Here is a 15,854-nt window from a genome sequence, read left to right as displayed (position 1 = left end):
CTCATAACTCCCAGTCGACGTCCTTGAGTGCCTCGTAGTCGAGCCCCGCATAAGGCAGATTGAAGCGCCAGCGCTGCTCTTCCTTGTCAATCAGATCTACTGTCTGACGCTCCTCGTTGAGCACTTCAATACCTGCTTCGCGCGCCATAGCCAGCCAAAGCGCAAAGGTTTCCAAATCGTGTATTGGCGGCAGCATAGACGCCAGTTCCCTGAGGCTGACTGGATGCTCTTGGCCTGCCAGTACTGCCAAGGTGCCTTGGATTAGGGCTTCCCGGTCCAGCCCATCTAAGGCATCCCAAAAGTCATTTTCAATCTGTTCCAAGCCCACCGGATTTAGACTCAGATCCAGCTCACTCGCGTCCTCATCATCAAGAGCCTTGAACCGCAGGCGTTGGATTGCTGGAACCCCAGTAATCGCTACGCCGACCGGTGGCAGGCAGACAGTCTTTCGTCGTACTGACTGCCGCTGCCAGTCCACGCTGATCGCCAGATTAAAAAAATCATTGAGTAAATGCCCTACACGATGATGCTCGGCGGCCAAGCCCGTCTTCATAAAACCACGTACATCCCGCTCGCTTCTAGCGCGTGCTTGGAGAACAGCCTGCGACTCCCTTACCAAACGTGACGTCAACCAACGTAATTCACGTTGCTGGGGACGATTCAACGCCTTTGAAACTGAAGGGTGACGAAGAATGGTGCGTAAGCGCTCGCGCATAGCCTCCAATTCAGAGGACTGACGTAGTTGCTGTTGGAAGCTTTCGAAGACACGCCCTTCCGGTGTGCTGAGTAAAGCATCCTGACTGTCCAGTAACCGATCAACAATCTCGCCACGGTGAGCCTGCTCACTGATGATGGAATGTCGAAGAGCTCGATCAGCCTCTCGCCATGAGTCCTCTACGCGTCGAAAATCTGCGCGCAAGCCTGTAGCCAGGTTATATACCTCGCGCACGCCCTCTATGGCCTGTGCTTCGTTCAACACGCTGATATGTCCGGCCTCTACTTGCTCCAACTCGTGCTCTAAATCTCTAATTCGACGGCGCAGGCTAGCGATACGGCCAGTTGGGCTAGGGTTAAGGCCCGTTTCTAGGTTTTCGATTTCACGCTGGACTACTGAAAGGCGAGAGGCTGTAGAAGTCATGATCCGGCTATCGAGCGAGTCTACGAATTGAATAGCGGACTCCAGTGCATCAGTAGCGTAGATACGGCCCTCGCGCTCAACGATGAGACGTCGCTTGATCCATTCACGAAGTTCACGACCAGACTGAAGGTGCGCTGAATCTGGCTCGATCTCATAGAGCTCTTGACCAGCATAAGCAGCCAACATATCGGATAGCGCTTGTAGCGCATCATCCATAGGAATTCCGTCCTGCGCTCGCTCGAACAATGCCCGCAGACAGCCCAATACAAGCGGAGCACGATGTGAAGCGAGCAAAAGCCAAGCGGGATGTTGGGTGCGGGCAGAAGCGTAACGTTCCGATAATTGTTGCGCGCTTTCTTGCATAGGGGCCACTTCCCAAAGGTAATCCAAGAATTGATCACAAAAGAAAATTGTGCGCTTATGATACATATGCGTTTTATCAGAGCGTACAGCAAAGTCTAAAGACGCTCATGCATTACAAACCAATTGACCTAAATCAAAATTGCGAGACCCTTTTTTATCTCATCAGCCTGCCGGATATTCGTTAGCAGCAGTTGGCCATTACCGCTCTTACGAACACCTTATTTAACTTATTTCAACATCATAATGAAATATCAGGTAACGATGAGAGGCTAGTGCGCTTGGCTACTCACGGACACCATGCATGACACTGCCTTTACCGACAGCGATGGCAGATGCCTTGCTGTGATGACGTAATTGATGGAGAATCATCGTAGCTACAACGTAGCCACAAACCAACAGAGGAAATGCCATGGCAGCGCTAAAAACGACAGACGTGCGGTGTCGTATCGAAGAGGATTTGAAAGAGCATGCTGCCGCTGTGCTCAGTAGCTGCGGGCTCAGTATCAGTGAAGCAATGCGCCTTTTCTTCCGACAGGTTGTTGAGGTGCAAGGGCTACCCTTTCAGGTGCGCTCTCCCTCTGCTCGAACGGCTCTCGCCCTTCAAGAAGCCCGCGGCATCCGTCAGCAATACGACTCGATGGATGAAATGCTCAGAGAATTGAATGCCGAAAAAGCTAAAAAAACCAAATAACAAAAGGGCAGAAAGGCCTAGACGCTGTGCTTATACACCCACTTTTAATAAGGCGTGGGAGCGCTATAAACGGGCTGGGATGCGTGATATGGCTTCGGCCGTCGATGTAATGACTATGATTTTTCAGGGCAAAACCTTGCCGGAAGAATATCGAGATCATGAGCTAACGGGGAATTGGGATGGCTCCAGAGAATGCCACATAGGCGGAGATTTTCTTCTGGTATACAAAATCACTGGCGATTTAGTGACGTTTGTTGACCTCGGCAGTCATTCTGAATTGTTTGGTTAACCCCAGTGAAAAGCCGCTTTAGCGGGGGCGGTTGCAGCAACCGAGTGCAACACCACTACTGAATTGAAGTGGGTGACTCATGATACATGCCCATCACCTCGCTAATGACTTCAATCGGGCATTTGAAATCAAAGCGTTTACGGGGACGGATGTTCAGTCGATACGCAATAGCGTCCAAGTCTTGCTGGCTATGCTTCGACAAATCCGTGCCTTTAGGCAGGTGCTGACGAATCAGGCCATTGATGTTTTCGTTGCTGCCGCGCTGCCACGGGCTGTGCGGATCGCAGAAGTAAATCGCCACGCCCGTCTTCTGGGTCAATTCGGCATGTTTGGCCATCTCGCGGCCCTGGTCATAAGTCATGCTTTTGCGCACCACTAGCGGCATGCTGTTCAGCGCTGCGCTAAACCCTTCAACGGCCGACGTGGCGGTGGCATCACGCATCTTGACCAGCATCAGATAACCGCTGGTGCATTCCACGAGCGTGCCAACCGCCGAGGCGTTGTCCTTGATCAAATCGCCCTCCCACTGGGCCGGCACACCGGTGGCCGGGCATTTGGCGGTCTTTAATCTCCGGCGGGCGAACGTGGATGCTCACCATGTCCGGGATCTGGCCGCGCCGATCAACACCGCCGCTACGCGGCCGACGGGTGCTTTTCCCCTGGCGCAGACACATGATCAGCTCCTTACGCAGCTCGCCTACAGGCAGGGCGTAAATAGCGTTGTAGATCGTTTCCCGGCAGACGTAAGCGTCTTCAAAATTGATTTTCATACGCCGCAGCTTGCCCGCGATCTGCTCGGGAGAAAAGCCTTCTCGAAGCAAGTAGACGACCAGTTCAAACCGCTCACTGCCCGGTACGAGCTTCCTAGCAGGGCAGCAGGCCTTTCGACGGGCACGGGTAAAGGTCTGCGCCTCACACGCCACATAGCCCCGGAGGGGGACTGGTTTCTACGCAATTCACGGCTGACCGTCGATGGACTGCGCCCGATCAGCCGTGCGATTTCACGCTGGCTGAGGCGTTGATATTGGCCAATTTAGATGGCCACACGTTCTTCGATGCTGAGTTCGGTATAAGACATCGCGGCACCTTACCGGAGGTAGAGGTGTTGCACTCAGTTTTTGCGGCCGCCGGGTTTAAAACTATAAGCGGCACCAATCTAAGCTACCGCAGGCTCACTACTCGCAGTTACTATCACTTCTGCCCCGGACGTGAGCCCAATGAAAAACCCCCTGCCCCTCATCCTCGCCCTCCTCTGCTACACCACCCCCACGCTCGCAAAAATCCCGACCCTGCACGCTCTACCCACGTGCACCCAAACCGCTTCCATCCTGATGTGCGTGGACAGGCGCGGTAGCTACTACAGCTTGTCCAAGGCAGGCAGCAGTGTATTGACGGCTGGCTTTGACGTACCCACGCAGCAACGATGGGCGCAGACGATAACGCGCTTTGGGCGCTTCTATTTTTTCAGTGGGATAACGAGCAGAGGGCAGGTCTGGGTGGGTTCAAGCCGAAAGATTGGGTGGGACATGCGCATGAAAATGACCACGTCCGATGGGGATCGGCTGAAGTTTGTCTGCAACCGCTTGATGGGTTGCCAATAGGTATAGCCCCCCGCTGAACCTAGGCAGGGCGTGGCGCCCACAACAGCCTGCCCAAGTGCCGGCGGCGCTTGCCTGGCTTAGGTATTGCTCGGTGACGTGAACCCAGCAAAGCGCTTATTGAAGCCAGCGATGCGGCCTTCGGCTTGGGTTTTACGCACTTGGCCGGTGTATACCGGATGGGACGCGCTCGACACGTCCAGCGCAACGTAGGGGTAGAGATTACCGTCGCTGTGCCGCTCGCTGCGGCTGGTCTCTACGGTAGAGCCAATCAGGAAATACACGTCAGCGGCGGTGTCGTGGAACAGGACCGGGCGGTAGTCAGGGTGAATATCAGGCTTCATGAAATGCTCCATCAGGCAAAAGTTTTAGTTACATTATAACGTTTCCAGGCTATTGTATACCCCTCTGCAGCCATGCCTTAGCTGGCCAGGCTGCTGAAAGCGTGGTGTCGCGGAGCCAACATTGCCATGGCATGCCACCTTTCAAGGCTAAGCATGCAGCCTGAATAATCATGGATTTTCGTAGGAAAAACTCATCGCGTATTGATTCAATAGTTTAACTAAGCATTAACATTATTTATGTTCAGGCACCTTTAAGCATATGCGCTGCAGGGTTAGGGAGTTTATACACGGCACTATTGATAGCGGCCCTCAATAGCATAATAAGTGGTTCTTATTTGTAGCTAATTCGCTACTCCCGGCCACCTAACCGCCTGCTTTTAATGGAATGTCTATTATTAGAATCTAATCCTCAGAGTATTTTATGAAAATAAACTCTAGCGCTTCCTTTGCCCAGCATTTAAACGAACACATTGATCGTCACGACAAAGGCCCACAACTAACGCTGGACCCAAGCGTCGGTGATGGAGCACTCACTACAGGGCATGAAAATTTCGACCAGGTGCGGGGTTTTCATGTAGGGCGAACGGACCTTGGCAAAGACCTCAGCGATGCATGGAAAGGTAACGTGCATTCCCGACGGTTGGCGTTTGCCTTGGGTAAGTTGGTCAATGCACGACGCGCCGACCTTCAACGCCTTAAGCTTACCTCCGGCAGGGCGGGCGCTGCGCTTGAAGCGTGCGCCCCTTCCAGTAGCCGAACGCTTGCAGAAGAGGGCCTGGAAGCGCTGACCGATAGCGCGATCCTGGCTAAGGACATGGAGCGGCTGCTCGAAGATGCACCGCCAGACTGGCCGCTGCGTAGTGCCTGCGAGCGCATCCTCCACTGCACCGATGATCTGCGCACGGCCCTTGGTCAAGCGACGGCCCCTCCTGAGGAACACCACAATCATGATGGGCATGGCCACGGGCATAGCCACGATCATGGCGGCGGCGTCATTGTGATCGATGTCGACGAGGCCATACACGGCATGTACGCGGCCATCAGTTACGCCGTCCAGGCCATGAAGGGTGGCGGTCAGGAAGTGGCAAAACAGTTCAATGATGACGCTCACCTCTTGGCTAGCTCGACGCTGGACTGGGTCAAGGACCAAGGCACGCCTCATGGGGTGGCTGACTTCGCGATGGGCGTCAGCGTGGGCGGCGCGCTGCTGCCCTTCTCGCTGCTGGCCATGAAGGCTGGCGTGGAGGAGATCCATGGCGCACGCCATGAGCACAAGCGATTAGGCAAGCTCAAGACACAATTGATGGAGCGTTTGGCGCAGCTCAAGCCTGCACCGCGTGGCCGTGGCGAGTCACCAGTAGCGCCGGCTCTGGAAGGGCCTGAAGGTATTGAGCGGCTACGGATCGAACAGCAACTTGATGAGTTGGCGTTCTCCAGCCAACAGAACACCGACAGTGGCATGGTGGGCGTGTTCTCCCTGGCGTCTGGTGCATCCATTGCGGCCAAGGTCGGGTTGGAAGTGGGCGCCAAATCCGCTTACATCGCTACCAACGGTGCCGCGGGCGCTAGCGCTGCAACGGCCGCGGCGGGAATAGCCGGAACCTTCGCCCTGGGCCCACTGGCGGCAACCAGCGCTATGGGCCTGGGCGGCTACATGGTGCATAAATCGGCGGCCAAGGCGAAGGCCTTCAGTGCTGAAAAACAAGACACGCTCGATGCCCATCGAAACCTGCCCGAAGAACGCCCGACGCCGCTGAAGCAGTACGACAACTTTCTAAAGCAGAAACTTGATCAACACGAACACTTCTACAATAGCTACCGGGATTGGAATAAAGGCTTTTTGGCTGGCAGCGGCATTTATGCGGCTGGCACTTTGGCTAAAGTGGGCATGGTCGCTGCGGTGAGCGCTGGCGCCACGGCACTGGCCGAGCCCGCTACCCTGGCAACGGTGATTGCCCTGGGCGCAGTGGGTGGTGCGATGATGGGCGCCAGCTCTCACCAATTTCTGTCCGGGCATGGTCGCCATCACCGCTATGAACAATACTTCAAGAAAGATGATCTGGAGCTAGACCGGCACTTCCTCAGCGCAGCAGACCTCTTGTGCCTGAACGACCCCAAGGCCGGGCCCTTAACCGGTTTGGAACTACGCAGTAACTTTCACCAGCATATCTACCAGCGCGAAGAGCTGCGCCAGGACTTACTAGAGCAAGTGGCCGCCGACACTGGCAAGCGTTTCACAGGGCACTACACCTACACCGGCGATACCGACGCTACGCGAAAAAAGCGGGGCGAGAAGCCTGGCAAGCGCCAGCGCTTTAAAGAGCAACTTATTCAGCGCAAGGAAAACACCGCGGCGCGGCTGTCTTCAGCAAGCGCCTTCGGCCGCGCGCTGTCTACGGGCAGCCTTAGCACCGCTGTACAGGGCAGCCGCGATACCTGGAACGAACAACGCACTGCACTGAGCAAAACCCATGTAGCACAGTGGCTGGAACAGCATGACCCCAGCGCGCCCATGAAAGCGATGCTCGATCAGCAATTAGCCTTGGTGGAAAAAAGACTGGAGATCAAGCTACGCGCCTACGCCGCCGTCAAGGTACAGAGCGAGGGCGGCCTTTCCCTGGAAGGCGGCCAGAACATGCGTGACCTGTTGGTGGGGCTAGACAAGGACCTGGAAAAGGATGACGTGCTGTACCGGCAACTGAGCGAGGTCCGTAGTAGCCTCGACCAGCCTGCGGGCGACGAGGCGCGCAGCGTGAACATCGGTCGCTTCATCGCATTACAACAAGGCAAGCTATACGACGCTGAACAGACGCCCGTACCCTTATCCGAAAGCCATCGAGCGTTGGCCCACTACCTCTTGGAAGACGCCCCAAAACGCTACCGCGACCTGCGAGGCACTTTATTGGAGACCGAGCTGCAAGCCACCCGGCTACGGGGCCGCTTCCATGCAGCAATGACCGCCGCGCCGGTAGCACCTGCCCCTGGCATGCGTACGCCGCGCACACTCACGAAGTCGCGGCCATCTGGTCATTGAAACTCGTGAAAAACTGCTCATACCCGCCATTCACTTCGGCGAAGCGCAGTGGTTTGACACGCTCTACCAGGATCTCGTCAGCGTCAGGCGCTCTTTGAAAAATCCCCATGACTTCATCGATAAAGTCTTTCAAGGGCATCGCATGAGGGTCATTTGCCTGACGCTCTCCCATCAACTCCGTCTGCACATAGGGCGGCGCCAATTCGTGAACGTTTACGGCGGTATCTTTAAGTTGGTAGCGCAGCGATTGGCTATAGGAATGCACCGCCGCTTTAGTTGCGCAATAGCTGGGCGTAAGCGCCAATGGCACAAAGGCAAGGCCTGAGGACACGGTGACGATGGCCGCATGGGGCTGTTTGAGGAAGTGCGGCAACAGCCAGCCATCCAGGCGAATCGGGCCTAGCAGGTTGGTAGCGACGGTTGCATCGAGTTCTGTAGCGCCGGAGCGCAGCGATTCACCGCGCATGATGCCTGCGCAATGGATCACCGCATTGAGCGTTGGATACTCCACGATCAGTTGCTCGGCCACCCTTTGCGTATCTGCGGCATCGCTTATATCGAGTACGGCATAGTTCAAGCCTGGGTTAGCAGCCGTAACTTGCTTCAGCTTTGACTCACGGCGCCCAGCAACAATTACCTCATTACCCAACGCCAAGAAAGCCTCTGCCAGCGCGCGACCAATTCCGCTGCCGCCACCGGTGACCAAAATAGTATTACCCGTCGTTTGCATTGCCGTCTCCAATCAGGTCAGCGAGTAGTACGCGCTGGAACACCCGGGAAGGGTGCCGCGCGTCTTGGGATACCATAGGGCCGTTGGGTGCCGACGAGAAGTAGGCACCGAACAGTGCCGTACTTACCCAAAGGAAACCATGGCGATGAACGACCCTATGCAACCGGCGGCGCGCGCTCCGCAGTGGCCTCATGGCAGTGAAACGAGCGATCCGCAGTTGGACAAGCTGGTACGCGAAATCATCGGTCGCATTGCTGACAAGTGGACAATGCTGGTGATCGAGGCCCTCGCTGAACATGGCTGCTTGCGGTTTACCCAGTTGGCAGCACAGGTTGGGAATGTCAGCCAGAAAATGCTGACTAAAACCGTGCGCCAGATGGAAGCTGATGGGCTGCTCGTACGCGCGGTTTACCCGCAAGTACCACCCAAGGTGGAGTACCAGCTCACTGAGATGGGCATGAGCCTCGGGGAAGCGTTTTGCAGCGTATGGCTATGGGCCGAGCGGCATCGCGAACACATAGAGGCCTCACGGCAGGCCTACCATGCGCAGGCTGGTGTGCAAAACGGAACCCCTGGCGCTGTTCAATAATTAGGCTTTGGTGTGGGCGAAGCCCTGCCCATTTGTTAGCGCTATGGCATCCGCGCCGGCCGCCATTCGCGTCGGCGAGGCAGGATCGGTAGCCGCGCGCCAGATCGCTTCCGCAACATCCTGAGCTTCAGTGAATTGGGTAGAGCCTTCCCACTCGGCAAAGATTTGCTGAGCCAGATCGGCATAAGCCTCCGGAATACTGCCTTGCATGCGAGGCTGAGCGTTCTTAGCAAAGTCGGTTCCGGGAGCACGCCCTGGCAATACCAGGCTCACGCGAATATTGAACGGCTCAAGCTCTAGTGCCAGTGACTCGGTGAACGCATTTACCGCAGCCTTGCTTGCGGTGTAAACGCTCAGTAGCGGTAACGATTTGATCGTCACGCTAGAGGTGACGTTGACCACCACCCCGGCCTTGCGTTGTCTAAACTGCGGCAGCACCGCCTGAGTCATCGCCATAGTGCCAAAGGTGTTGGTTTCGAAGAGGCCACGGATCACCTGCATCGTGTTGCCTTCGAGGGCGCCGAGCAAACCAATTCCGGCATTGTTGACTAGCACATCAATGGGCCCGGCGGCCTCTAGTGCCTTATGAATACTGTCCGGGTCAGTCACGTCCAAGGCAAGTACACGCAGGTGTTCGGAGGCTACAAATGCACTTGGGTCTGGCGTGCGCATCGTTGCGATCACCTTCCAGTTTTGCGCCAGGAAGTATTGAGCAGTGGCCAGACCAAAGCCTGAAGAGCAGCCGGTAATCAGCACAGTTTTCATCGATTGATTTCCTTTTGGGGGCTTACACGCTGCAACAATAGACGGCGATACGAGGACTTAATATCATCCCCGATCCATTAATCATTCGCAGGAGTCCGGCATGCCTGATCCGTTGGCCGAGGTGGTTACCTTGCTGCAGCCCAGCGCTTCGTTTTCCAAGGTGGTCAGCGGTGCCGGAGTCTGGCGAGTGCGCCGCTCGGTGCAAGGTCAGCCTTTTTACTGCGCGATTCTCAAAGGGCAATGTCGGCTGTCTGTGGCAGGCCAGCCTCTGATAGCCTTGCAGGCCAGCGATTTTGTACTAATCCCGGCCGCTTACGATTTCACGATGATGAGCCTTGAGCCGAAGGCAGAAAACGACGCTGATACGGTGCCAATTGAAATTCGCCCATTGGACATTCGTTTGGGTACGCCCGACGTCCTGGCCGACGTTCAATTGCTGGTGGGCCATTGCACGTTTGGTTCGCCGGACGCTGGATTGCTGGTATCACTGCTCCCTCAGCTGGTGCATGTGCGTGGTGACAGCCGACTGACTACACTGGTAGAGCTGGTCTCCGAGGAGGCGCGTGCGCAACGTCCCGCTAGGGAGGTAATCCTGGCGCATCTATTGGAGGTATTGCTCATTGAAGCCCTGCGTTCAACCAAGAACACAACCGCATCGCCCGGTTTGTTGCGCGGCCTAGGCGATGAACGTCTGGCTGTAGCGATACGCCAGATGCATGAGCATCCAGGCCGGCCGTGGACCGTGGTGCAACTTGCCAGAGAGGCCGCGCTATCGCGATCGGCTTTTTTCGAACGCTTCAAACTCGCATTGGGTATGGCGCCGATGACGTATTTGCTTGCATGGCGAATGGCCCTGGCTAAAAAGCTGCTGCGTAGCCGAGACGGGAATATTGAAAACATTGCCCAACGGGTCGGTTACAGCTCCGCGAGCGCATTTAGTGTGGCCTTTAGCCGCTATACAGGGCTTGCGCCTGCTCGCTATTCACGGGAAGACACCGCGTTGGTAGAGGCTCCATGAACCATCCACTGCGCCGGCCTGACGACGAGTCAGGCCTTCAACAACGTAGCGCACTAAAGGGGCGTGAAAGTTTAGAGCCGGCCAGGCATCTAGGCGCAACAGCCGATTGATAATCCGCCCCCTGCCCACCACCGCACAACCTTCCGCCTTCATAGGCCACTGTGTATGATCAGCGCGGGCCGGTGCTGCCCGCCGCTCGCGTCCGCAAGGAACGGTGAAAGCATTTCCCCCCCATGCCCTCGTCTCTCTTGAAGGCTGAAGCTTGGCAATGCGAGCACCCACCTGCTTCGGCTACAGGAGGAACGATGTTTTCAATCGAGCAAGCCAAGCAAATGGCTAAACGGCTACGTGCCTCGCTAGCGTCGCGCGATCACGCGATGACGCACGGGACGGCGCTGGAAATAGTAGCCCACCAGTTGGGTTACAAAGACTGGAATACCGCGTCAGCAACACTGCCGTCGGAAGCGCACCAGCCTGCAATCACCTTTGAACGCGCTATCCCGATCGTGCGGATGTTCGACGAAGCCAAGGCGCGTGAGTTTTACCTTGATTTTCTCGGCTTCAGTGTCGAGTTCGAGCACCGATTCGAGGCAGACCTGCCGCTGTATCTAGGGATACAACGCGGGGCATTGCACCTCCACCTTTCTGAACACCATGGCGACGCGAGCCCAGGGGCCACGGTATTCGTGCCGATGCAGAATATCGAACAACTCCATGACGAATTGCAGGCGAAGCGCTACGGGTACGGGCGCCCTGACATCGTGCAGCAAGGGTGGGGGCAGGTGTTGGAAGTGCATGACCCCTTCGGCAACCGAATTCGATTCTGCCAAGGCTGAGGTTAGCCTGCGGGCCGTGGATACCCAGCCCTGCAGTCAGTGGCCGCTACTCGGTTAAGCGCGACCTCTCACTCCACCGCTACCCAATGGTCTGCCCCCACGGGTGCGAAGCGCTGTGGCGGGGCAATGAAGCCGGCGTCTTTGATAGGGTTGGGCGGCACGAACTCCTTGAGCAGGCTTTTAAAGTCGCGGCGGCGGCCCACCTGGGGCACGGGCACTGCAGCCAGCAGGCGCTGGGTGTAGGGGTGCTGCGGATTATGCAGCACCTGATCGCGCGCGCCGATTTCGACGATGCGCCCGGCGTACATCACGGCCACGCGGTGGCAGATCCGCTCTACGACCGCCATGTCATGGGAGATGAACAGGTAGCTCAGCCCATGCTCGGCGCGCAAGCGTTCGAGCAGCTCTAACACCTGGGCCTGTACCGACACGTCCAGCGCGGAGACGGACTCATCGGCGATGATTACCTTGGGGTTGAGCGCCAGGGCACGGGCGATGCAGATACGTTGCCGCTGCCCACCGGAAAACTGGTGCGGGTGGCGCTCCAGGGTTGAAGGCGGTAAGTCCACGTGCTGCAGCAGTTGCGCAACGCGCTCGCGCCGTTCAGCTTCGGGCAGGCGGTCATGGATCAATAAGGGCTCGCCCACCAGGTCGAACACGGTTTTGCGCGGGTTAAGGGCCGCATACGGGTCTTGGAACACCATTTGGACGTCGCGGCGCACGCGTTGCAGGGCATCGCCAGCCAGCCCGTTGAGCTCCTGCCCTAGCAGTTTCACGCTGCCTTGATAGGCCAGCATGTTCATCACGGCTTTGCCGGTGGTGGACTTGCCGCACCCGCTTTCGCCCACCAGGCCGAGGGTTTCACCCTTGCGCAGCTCGAAACTCAGGCCTTCCACGGCATGCACGGTACGCGGGCGCTCGAACCAGCCCTGACGCAAGGCGAAGCGCACGCTTAAATCCTTCACGGCCAGCACCACGGGTTGCTCGCTGAGCGTTTCCGGTGGCGGGGCGGTACCGAGCACGGGTACGGCCGCCAGCAGCTTGCGGGTATAGGGGGCTTGGGCCGCAGTGAACACCTGCTGCAGGCTGCCGCGCTCTTCCACGCGGCCCTGATTCATCACCACCACGTCGTCCGCCATCTCGGCCACCACGCCCATGTCGTGGGTGATGAGCAGCAGGCTGGTCTTGAACTGCTGTTGTAACTCGCGCATCAGCTCCAGGATCTGTGCCTGAATGGTGACGTCCAGTGCAGTGGTTGGCTCGTCAGCGATCAGCACTTCGGGCTGGCAAAGCATGGCCATGGCGATCATCACCCGCTGGCGCATGCCGCCGGACAGCTCGTGGGGGTATTGGGTCAGCCGCTTGTCCACCTGGGGCATGCGCACGGCTTCCAACATCTCGCGGCAACGCCGACGTAAGTCGGCACGGCTCATGGCCTCATGCCGGCGCAAGGTTTCAGCCAGTTGCTGGCCTACCGTCAGCAGCGGGTTGAGCGAGGTCATCGGCTCCTGAAAGATCATGCCGAGGCGCTTGCCCCGCAAGGCCTGCATGTCGCGCTCAGGCAGGCTCAGCAGGTCGCGGTTGTCGAACAGGATGGCGCCGCTGGGCACGCTTGCGGCCTTGGGCAGCAAGCCCATGATCGCCAGCGATGACAGTGACTTACCGCTGCCCGACTCCCCGGCAATGCACAGCGTGCGCCCTGGGTACAGCGCGAAGCTCAGCTCATCGACCACTCGCTGGCGTGAGGCACCGCCGCCCACGTCGATGCTCAGGCGCTCGACCGACACGCTGGGTACGGGCTTGGCCATCAATTAAACACCACCTTCGGGAAGTAGAACGACACCACCCAATTGGGCAGGTCGACAATCTCGCTGATGCGCAGGTCTCCGCACACAGAGCACAGCATGTAGGCCTGTTCGGCAGGCATGCCGTGTTCGCGGCAGAGCCAGTCCACGGTATTGGCCACGGCTTGGCGGGCCGCCTGCATGAGGTCGGGGCCGATGCCGGTGAAGGCTTCGTAGCCGGCGCCGTCCAAGTGGCGGGTGACCGGGCCGGGCGTGCTGAAGCGTGGCGTGGCCAGCGGCGTCTGCTTGATCAGGTCGAGCGTTACCACCACGTCCATGGCGCTTTCGATGGCCGTGCCGCACACCTCGCCGTCGCCCTGAGCGGCATGGGTATCGCCGATGGAAAACAAGGCGCCTTCGACCTCAATCGGGAGGTACAGCACGCTGCCTGTCGCCAGGTCACGAATGTCCAGGTTGCCCCCTACGCGTCGGGGCGGCACTACCGAATGCAGCCCAGCCTCGGCGGGCGCCACGCCGACGGTGCCGGCAAACGGTTTGAGCGGTACCTTGGCAAACTCACCGAAAGCGGCAGGCGCCAGGGTGTGCGTGTCGTAGTGCCAGAGCGCGAGGGCGGGGTCGGGGAACTGGTCCGCCAGCAGGCCGAAGCCTGGAATATTGGCCGTCCAGCCGAAGCCGCCGGGCTTGAAGCTGTCCAGTGTGATCTTGAGGATGTCGCCGGGCTGGGCGCCTTCGACGAAGATCGGCCCGGTGACCGGGTTGATCTGGTCGAACGGCATTGTACTCACGTCCGCGACCTGCGACTGCGCGGTGAAGTAACCGTTGGATGAGTCCCGGCAGTTCATTTGCAGCGTGGTACCGGGCGCAACGCGCTCTACCGGGGTGATGCTGCGGTCCCAGCCAAAGTGGCTGTTAACGCTGTGGATGGTCTTGACCAGGCAGTTCTGGCACATGGGGTTGTCCTCGTTGCGATGATGGCCATAGCCCGCGGCAGGGTTACCTGGCGCGGGCCACAGCGAGCGTTCAGCCGCTGTTCACTTCACCCAGATGTAGTCGTAGTTCACGGGCACGTGTACCGGGTCCACATAAAGCGCGTCATCGCCACCCATACGCTTGGAGCGCACCGTAAAGCGCTGCTCGTTAAAGATCGGCACCCAAGGGGCATCGGCCATCACGTCGGTGAAAATGCGCTTCCAGGCCTCGGTGCGTTCGGCTTGCTGTTCAGGGGCTGCCATGGCGTCGGCCTTGGCCGCGCGCTCATCCAATGCCTTGTTGCAATACAGCGCCCAGTTCCAACCACCCTCTACCGCGCCGCTGCACCCCAGGATCGGGCCATAGAAGTTGGAAGGGTCCGGGAAGTCTGCGATCCAGGCCATCCCCCCGGACCACACCATCGGTGCCTGGTCCTTGGAGCTGCCAGCCGCGATCACGTTGGCCTGTGCCAGGGATTTGATCTGTACGCGAATGCCCACCTTGGCCAGGTCCTGCTGGATCGACTGGGCAATGCGCGGCTGCGGGTCGGTGTTCATCACGTACAGCTCGGTGTCGAAGCCCTTGGCGAGACCAGCGTCGGTCAGCAGCTTCTTGGCACCTTCTACGTCGTAGGGCAGGCCCTTGTATTGCGGATCGTAGCCCGGCATGGCAGGCGGCAGCGGTTGGTTGGCGGGTACCGCACGACCATTGATGATGCGCACGATGCGCTCCTTGCTGATGGCCATGTTCACGGCCTGACGCACCTTCAGGTTGTCGAACGGCGGCAGCGTCGTTTTCAGCGTTACATAACCGGTTTGCAGCTGATTGCCGGTCACCACCAACGCTTTGGACGCCGCGTCATTTTTGAATTGCAGAAACTGCGCGGGCGGCACGCCGTCGCCGGCGATGTCCACTTCGCCCTTTTGCAGGCGCAGCAGCGCCACGGTCGGGTCTTGGCCGATTTCGAAGGTAATCTTGTCTACGTATGGCAAGCCCTTCTGAAAGTACTCCGGGTTTTTCACCAGCTCCAGCCGCTGGCCCAACTGCCAGTTGGCCAGGCTGAAGGCGCCGCTGCCTACCGGGTGCTTGCCAAAGTCTGCGCCCCATTTTTCGACCGCTTCCTTGGGCACCACCGAGGCGAAGTTGATGGCCATGATGTGCAGAAAGGTGGCGTTCGGTGCGTTGAGGGTGATGGTCAGGTGCTGGTCATCGATCACCTTGATGCCGCTGAGCGTCTGGCTTTTGCCGCTGGCCACGTCGTCATAGCCGGCGATGGAGCTGAAGAAGCCGGCGCCCGGGCTCTGGGTTTTCGGGTTAACGGTGCGTTCCAGGGAGTACTTCACGTCACTGGCCACCAGCTCGCGGCCATTCTGGAACTTCACCCCCTTGACCAAGGTGAAGCTGTACACCCTGCCGTCGGGCGATACGCTGTAGGCCTCGGCCAGGCTGTTCACCAACTCGGTGGTGCCGGGCTTGTAGTCCATCAGGCGGCCGAACAGGCTTTTGATCATCGACCAGTTCTGCCAGTCATAGCCGATGGCCGGGTCCAGCGTGGCCACATCGTTCTGGTAGGTCACCACTACAGTGCCGCCGCTTTTGGGCGTGTCGGCCCACAGCGGCGAAGTGAACAGCGTGGCCGCCACGGCCAGGGTCAGCGCTTTGATCTTCATGGTTTGCCCCGTTAT

General features: G+C 58.3%; 13 protein-coding genes and 1 pseudogene. 6 read left to right on the top strand and 8 right to left on the bottom strand.

Features of this window, described 5'->3' with window-relative positions; genetic code table 11:
- Position 1: 1 nt before the first annotated feature.
- Positions 2-1,501 (bottom strand): DUF3375 domain-containing protein, encoded by a 1,500-nt coding sequence (locus AC4LE2_RS00770; protein WP_491823421.1) that lies wholly within the window; start codon positions 1,499-1,501, stop codon positions 2-4.
- A gap of 409 nt (positions 1,502-1,910) precedes the next feature.
- Between AC4LE2_RS00770 and AC4LE2_RS00765 the strand changes: the two genes are divergently transcribed.
- Both AC4LE2_RS00765 and AC4LE2_RS00760 read left to right on the top strand, forming a co-directional pair.
- Positions 1,911-2,192: a type II toxin-antitoxin system RelB/DinJ family antitoxin gene (locus tag AC4LE2_RS00765; RefSeq protein WP_491823419.1), complete on the top strand. Its 282-nt coding sequence runs from the start codon at positions 1,911-1,913 to the stop codon at positions 2,190-2,192.
- Positions 2,164-2,481: a type II toxin-antitoxin system YafQ family toxin gene (locus tag AC4LE2_RS00760; protein WP_491823417.1), complete on the top strand. Its 318-nt coding sequence runs from the start codon at positions 2,164-2,166 to the stop codon at positions 2,479-2,481. The genes AC4LE2_RS00765 and AC4LE2_RS00760 overlap by 29 nt, the downstream gene beginning before the upstream one ends.
- A gap of 55 nt (positions 2,482-2,536) precedes the next feature.
- Here the strand turns inward: AC4LE2_RS00760 and AC4LE2_RS00755 are convergent.
- A pseudogene (locus tag AC4LE2_RS00755) lies at positions 2,537-3,514 on the bottom strand (IS30 family transposase).
- Positions 3,515-4,159: 645 nt separating this feature from the next.
- Complete coding sequence (locus AC4LE2_RS00750; protein ID WP_491823415.1) at positions 4,160-4,423, bottom strand: type B 50S ribosomal protein L31; 264 nt, start codon at positions 4,421-4,423, stop codon at positions 4,160-4,162.
- 421 nt (positions 4,424-4,844) lie between these two features.
- Here AC4LE2_RS00750 and AC4LE2_RS00745 point away from each other — a divergent pair, with 421 nt between their 5' ends.
- The gene (locus AC4LE2_RS00745; RefSeq protein WP_491823413.1) at positions 4,845-7,457 is read left to right on the top strand and encodes a hypothetical protein; all 2,613 of its coding nucleotides are present in this window, start codon (positions 4,845-4,847) and stop codon (positions 7,455-7,457) included.
- Here the strand turns inward: AC4LE2_RS00745 and AC4LE2_RS00740 are convergent.
- Positions 7,429-8,187: an SDR family oxidoreductase gene (locus AC4LE2_RS00740; protein WP_491823411.1), complete on the bottom strand. Its 759-nt coding sequence runs from the start codon at positions 8,185-8,187 to the stop codon at positions 7,429-7,431. The genes AC4LE2_RS00745 and AC4LE2_RS00740 overlap by 29 nt on opposite strands.
- 145 nt (positions 8,188-8,332) lie before the next feature.
- On the opposite strand from AC4LE2_RS00740, the gene AC4LE2_RS00735 reads away from it, so the two are divergent.
- Complete coding sequence (locus AC4LE2_RS00735) at positions 8,333-8,776, top strand: winged helix-turn-helix transcriptional regulator (protein ID WP_491823410.1); 444 nt, start codon at positions 8,333-8,335, stop codon at positions 8,774-8,776.
- Here the strand turns inward: AC4LE2_RS00735 and AC4LE2_RS00730 are convergent, their stop codons facing one another.
- Entirely contained in the window at positions 8,777-9,541 is a 765-nt protein-coding gene (locus AC4LE2_RS00730; RefSeq protein ID WP_491823408.1) for an SDR family oxidoreductase, read from the bottom strand.
- A 100-nt stretch (positions 9,542-9,641) separates the two neighbouring features.
- Between AC4LE2_RS00730 and AC4LE2_RS00725 the strand changes: the two genes are divergently transcribed.
- Both AC4LE2_RS00725 and AC4LE2_RS00720 read left to right on the top strand, forming a co-directional pair.
- On the top strand, positions 9,642-10,559 hold the full coding sequence (locus tag AC4LE2_RS00725; protein WP_491823406.1) for a cupin domain-containing protein: 918 nt from the start codon (positions 9,642-9,644) through the stop codon (positions 10,557-10,559).
- Positions 10,560-10,864: 305 nt separating this feature from the next.
- Positions 10,865-11,395 carry a glyoxalase superfamily protein gene (locus AC4LE2_RS00720; RefSeq protein WP_491823405.1) on the top strand — a complete coding sequence of 177 codons (531 nt, stop codon included), beginning with the start codon at positions 10,865-10,867 and terminating at the stop codon, positions 11,393-11,395.
- A 68-nt stretch (positions 11,396-11,463) separates the two neighbouring features.
- Here AC4LE2_RS00720 and AC4LE2_RS00715 read toward each other — a convergent pair whose 3' ends face one another.
- From AC4LE2_RS00715 to AC4LE2_RS00705, 3 genes are all read right to left on the bottom strand, one after another.
- Complete coding sequence (locus AC4LE2_RS00715) at positions 11,464-13,203, bottom strand: ABC transporter ATP-binding protein (RefSeq protein WP_491823403.1); 1,740 nt, start codon at positions 13,201-13,203, stop codon at positions 11,464-11,466.
- Positions 13,203-14,150: an acetamidase/formamidase family protein gene (locus AC4LE2_RS00710; protein ID WP_491823401.1), complete on the bottom strand. Its 948-nt coding sequence runs from the start codon at positions 14,148-14,150 to the stop codon at positions 13,203-13,205. Before AC4LE2_RS00710 ends, AC4LE2_RS00715 begins: the two co-directional genes overlap by 1 nt.
- Positions 14,151-14,231: 81 nt before the next feature.
- Entirely contained in the window at positions 14,232-15,839 is a 1,608-nt protein-coding gene (locus tag AC4LE2_RS00705; RefSeq protein ID WP_491823400.1) for an ABC transporter substrate-binding protein, read from the bottom strand.
- Between the last annotated feature and the right edge of the window lie 15 nt (positions 15,840-15,854).

Source organism: Pseudomonas sp. 9.3L, from assembly GCF_058536285.1.
This window is presented reverse-complemented; position numbering and strand designations above follow the sequence as displayed.

What these genes read in the sequence shown, in the direction of transcription:
- AC4LE2_RS00750 (WP_491823415.1), bottom strand. Translation starts at nt 4,423, where the DNA reads ATGAAGCCTGATATTCACCCTGACTACCGCCCGGTCCTGTTCCACGAC.
- AC4LE2_RS00740 (WP_491823411.1), bottom strand. Translation starts at nt 8,187, where the DNA reads ATGCAAACGACGGGTAATACTATTTTGGTCACCGGTGGCGGCAGCGGA.
- AC4LE2_RS00735 (WP_491823410.1), top strand. Translation starts at nt 8,333, where the DNA reads ATGAACGACCCTATGCAACCGGCGGCGCGCGCTCCGCAGTGGCCTCAT.
- AC4LE2_RS00710 (WP_491823401.1), bottom strand. Translation starts at nt 14,150, where the DNA reads ATGTGCCAGAACTGCCTGGTCAAGACCATCCACAGCGTTAACAGCCAC.
- AC4LE2_RS00745 (WP_491823413.1), top strand. Translation starts at nt 4,845, where the DNA reads ATGAAAATAAACTCTAGCGCTTCCTTTGCCCAGCATTTAAACGAACAC.
- AC4LE2_RS00720 (WP_491823405.1), top strand. Translation starts at nt 10,865, where the DNA reads ATGTTTTCAATCGAGCAAGCCAAGCAAATGGCTAAACGGCTACGTGCC.
- AC4LE2_RS00705 (WP_491823400.1), bottom strand. Translation starts at nt 15,839, where the DNA reads ATGAAGATCAAAGCGCTGACCCTGGCCGTGGCGGCCACGCTGTTCACT.
- AC4LE2_RS00725 (WP_491823406.1), top strand. Translation starts at nt 9,642, where the DNA reads ATGCCTGATCCGTTGGCCGAGGTGGTTACCTTGCTGCAGCCCAGCGCT.
- AC4LE2_RS00770 (WP_491823421.1), bottom strand. Translation starts at nt 1,501, where the DNA reads ATGCAAGAAAGCGCGCAACAATTATCGGAACGTTACGCTTCTGCCCGC.
- AC4LE2_RS00760 (WP_491823417.1), top strand. Translation starts at nt 2,164, where the DNA reads ATGCCGAAAAAGCTAAAAAAACCAAATAACAAAAGGGCAGAAAGGCCT.
- AC4LE2_RS00715 (WP_491823403.1), bottom strand. Translation starts at nt 13,203, where the DNA reads ATGGCCAAGCCCGTACCCAGCGTGTCGGTCGAGCGCCTGAGCATCGAC.
- AC4LE2_RS00730 (WP_491823408.1), bottom strand. Translation starts at nt 9,541, where the DNA reads ATGAAAACTGTGCTGATTACCGGCTGCTCTTCAGGCTTTGGTCTGGCC.
- AC4LE2_RS00765 (WP_491823419.1), top strand. Translation starts at nt 1,911, where the DNA reads ATGGCAGCGCTAAAAACGACAGACGTGCGGTGTCGTATCGAAGAGGAT.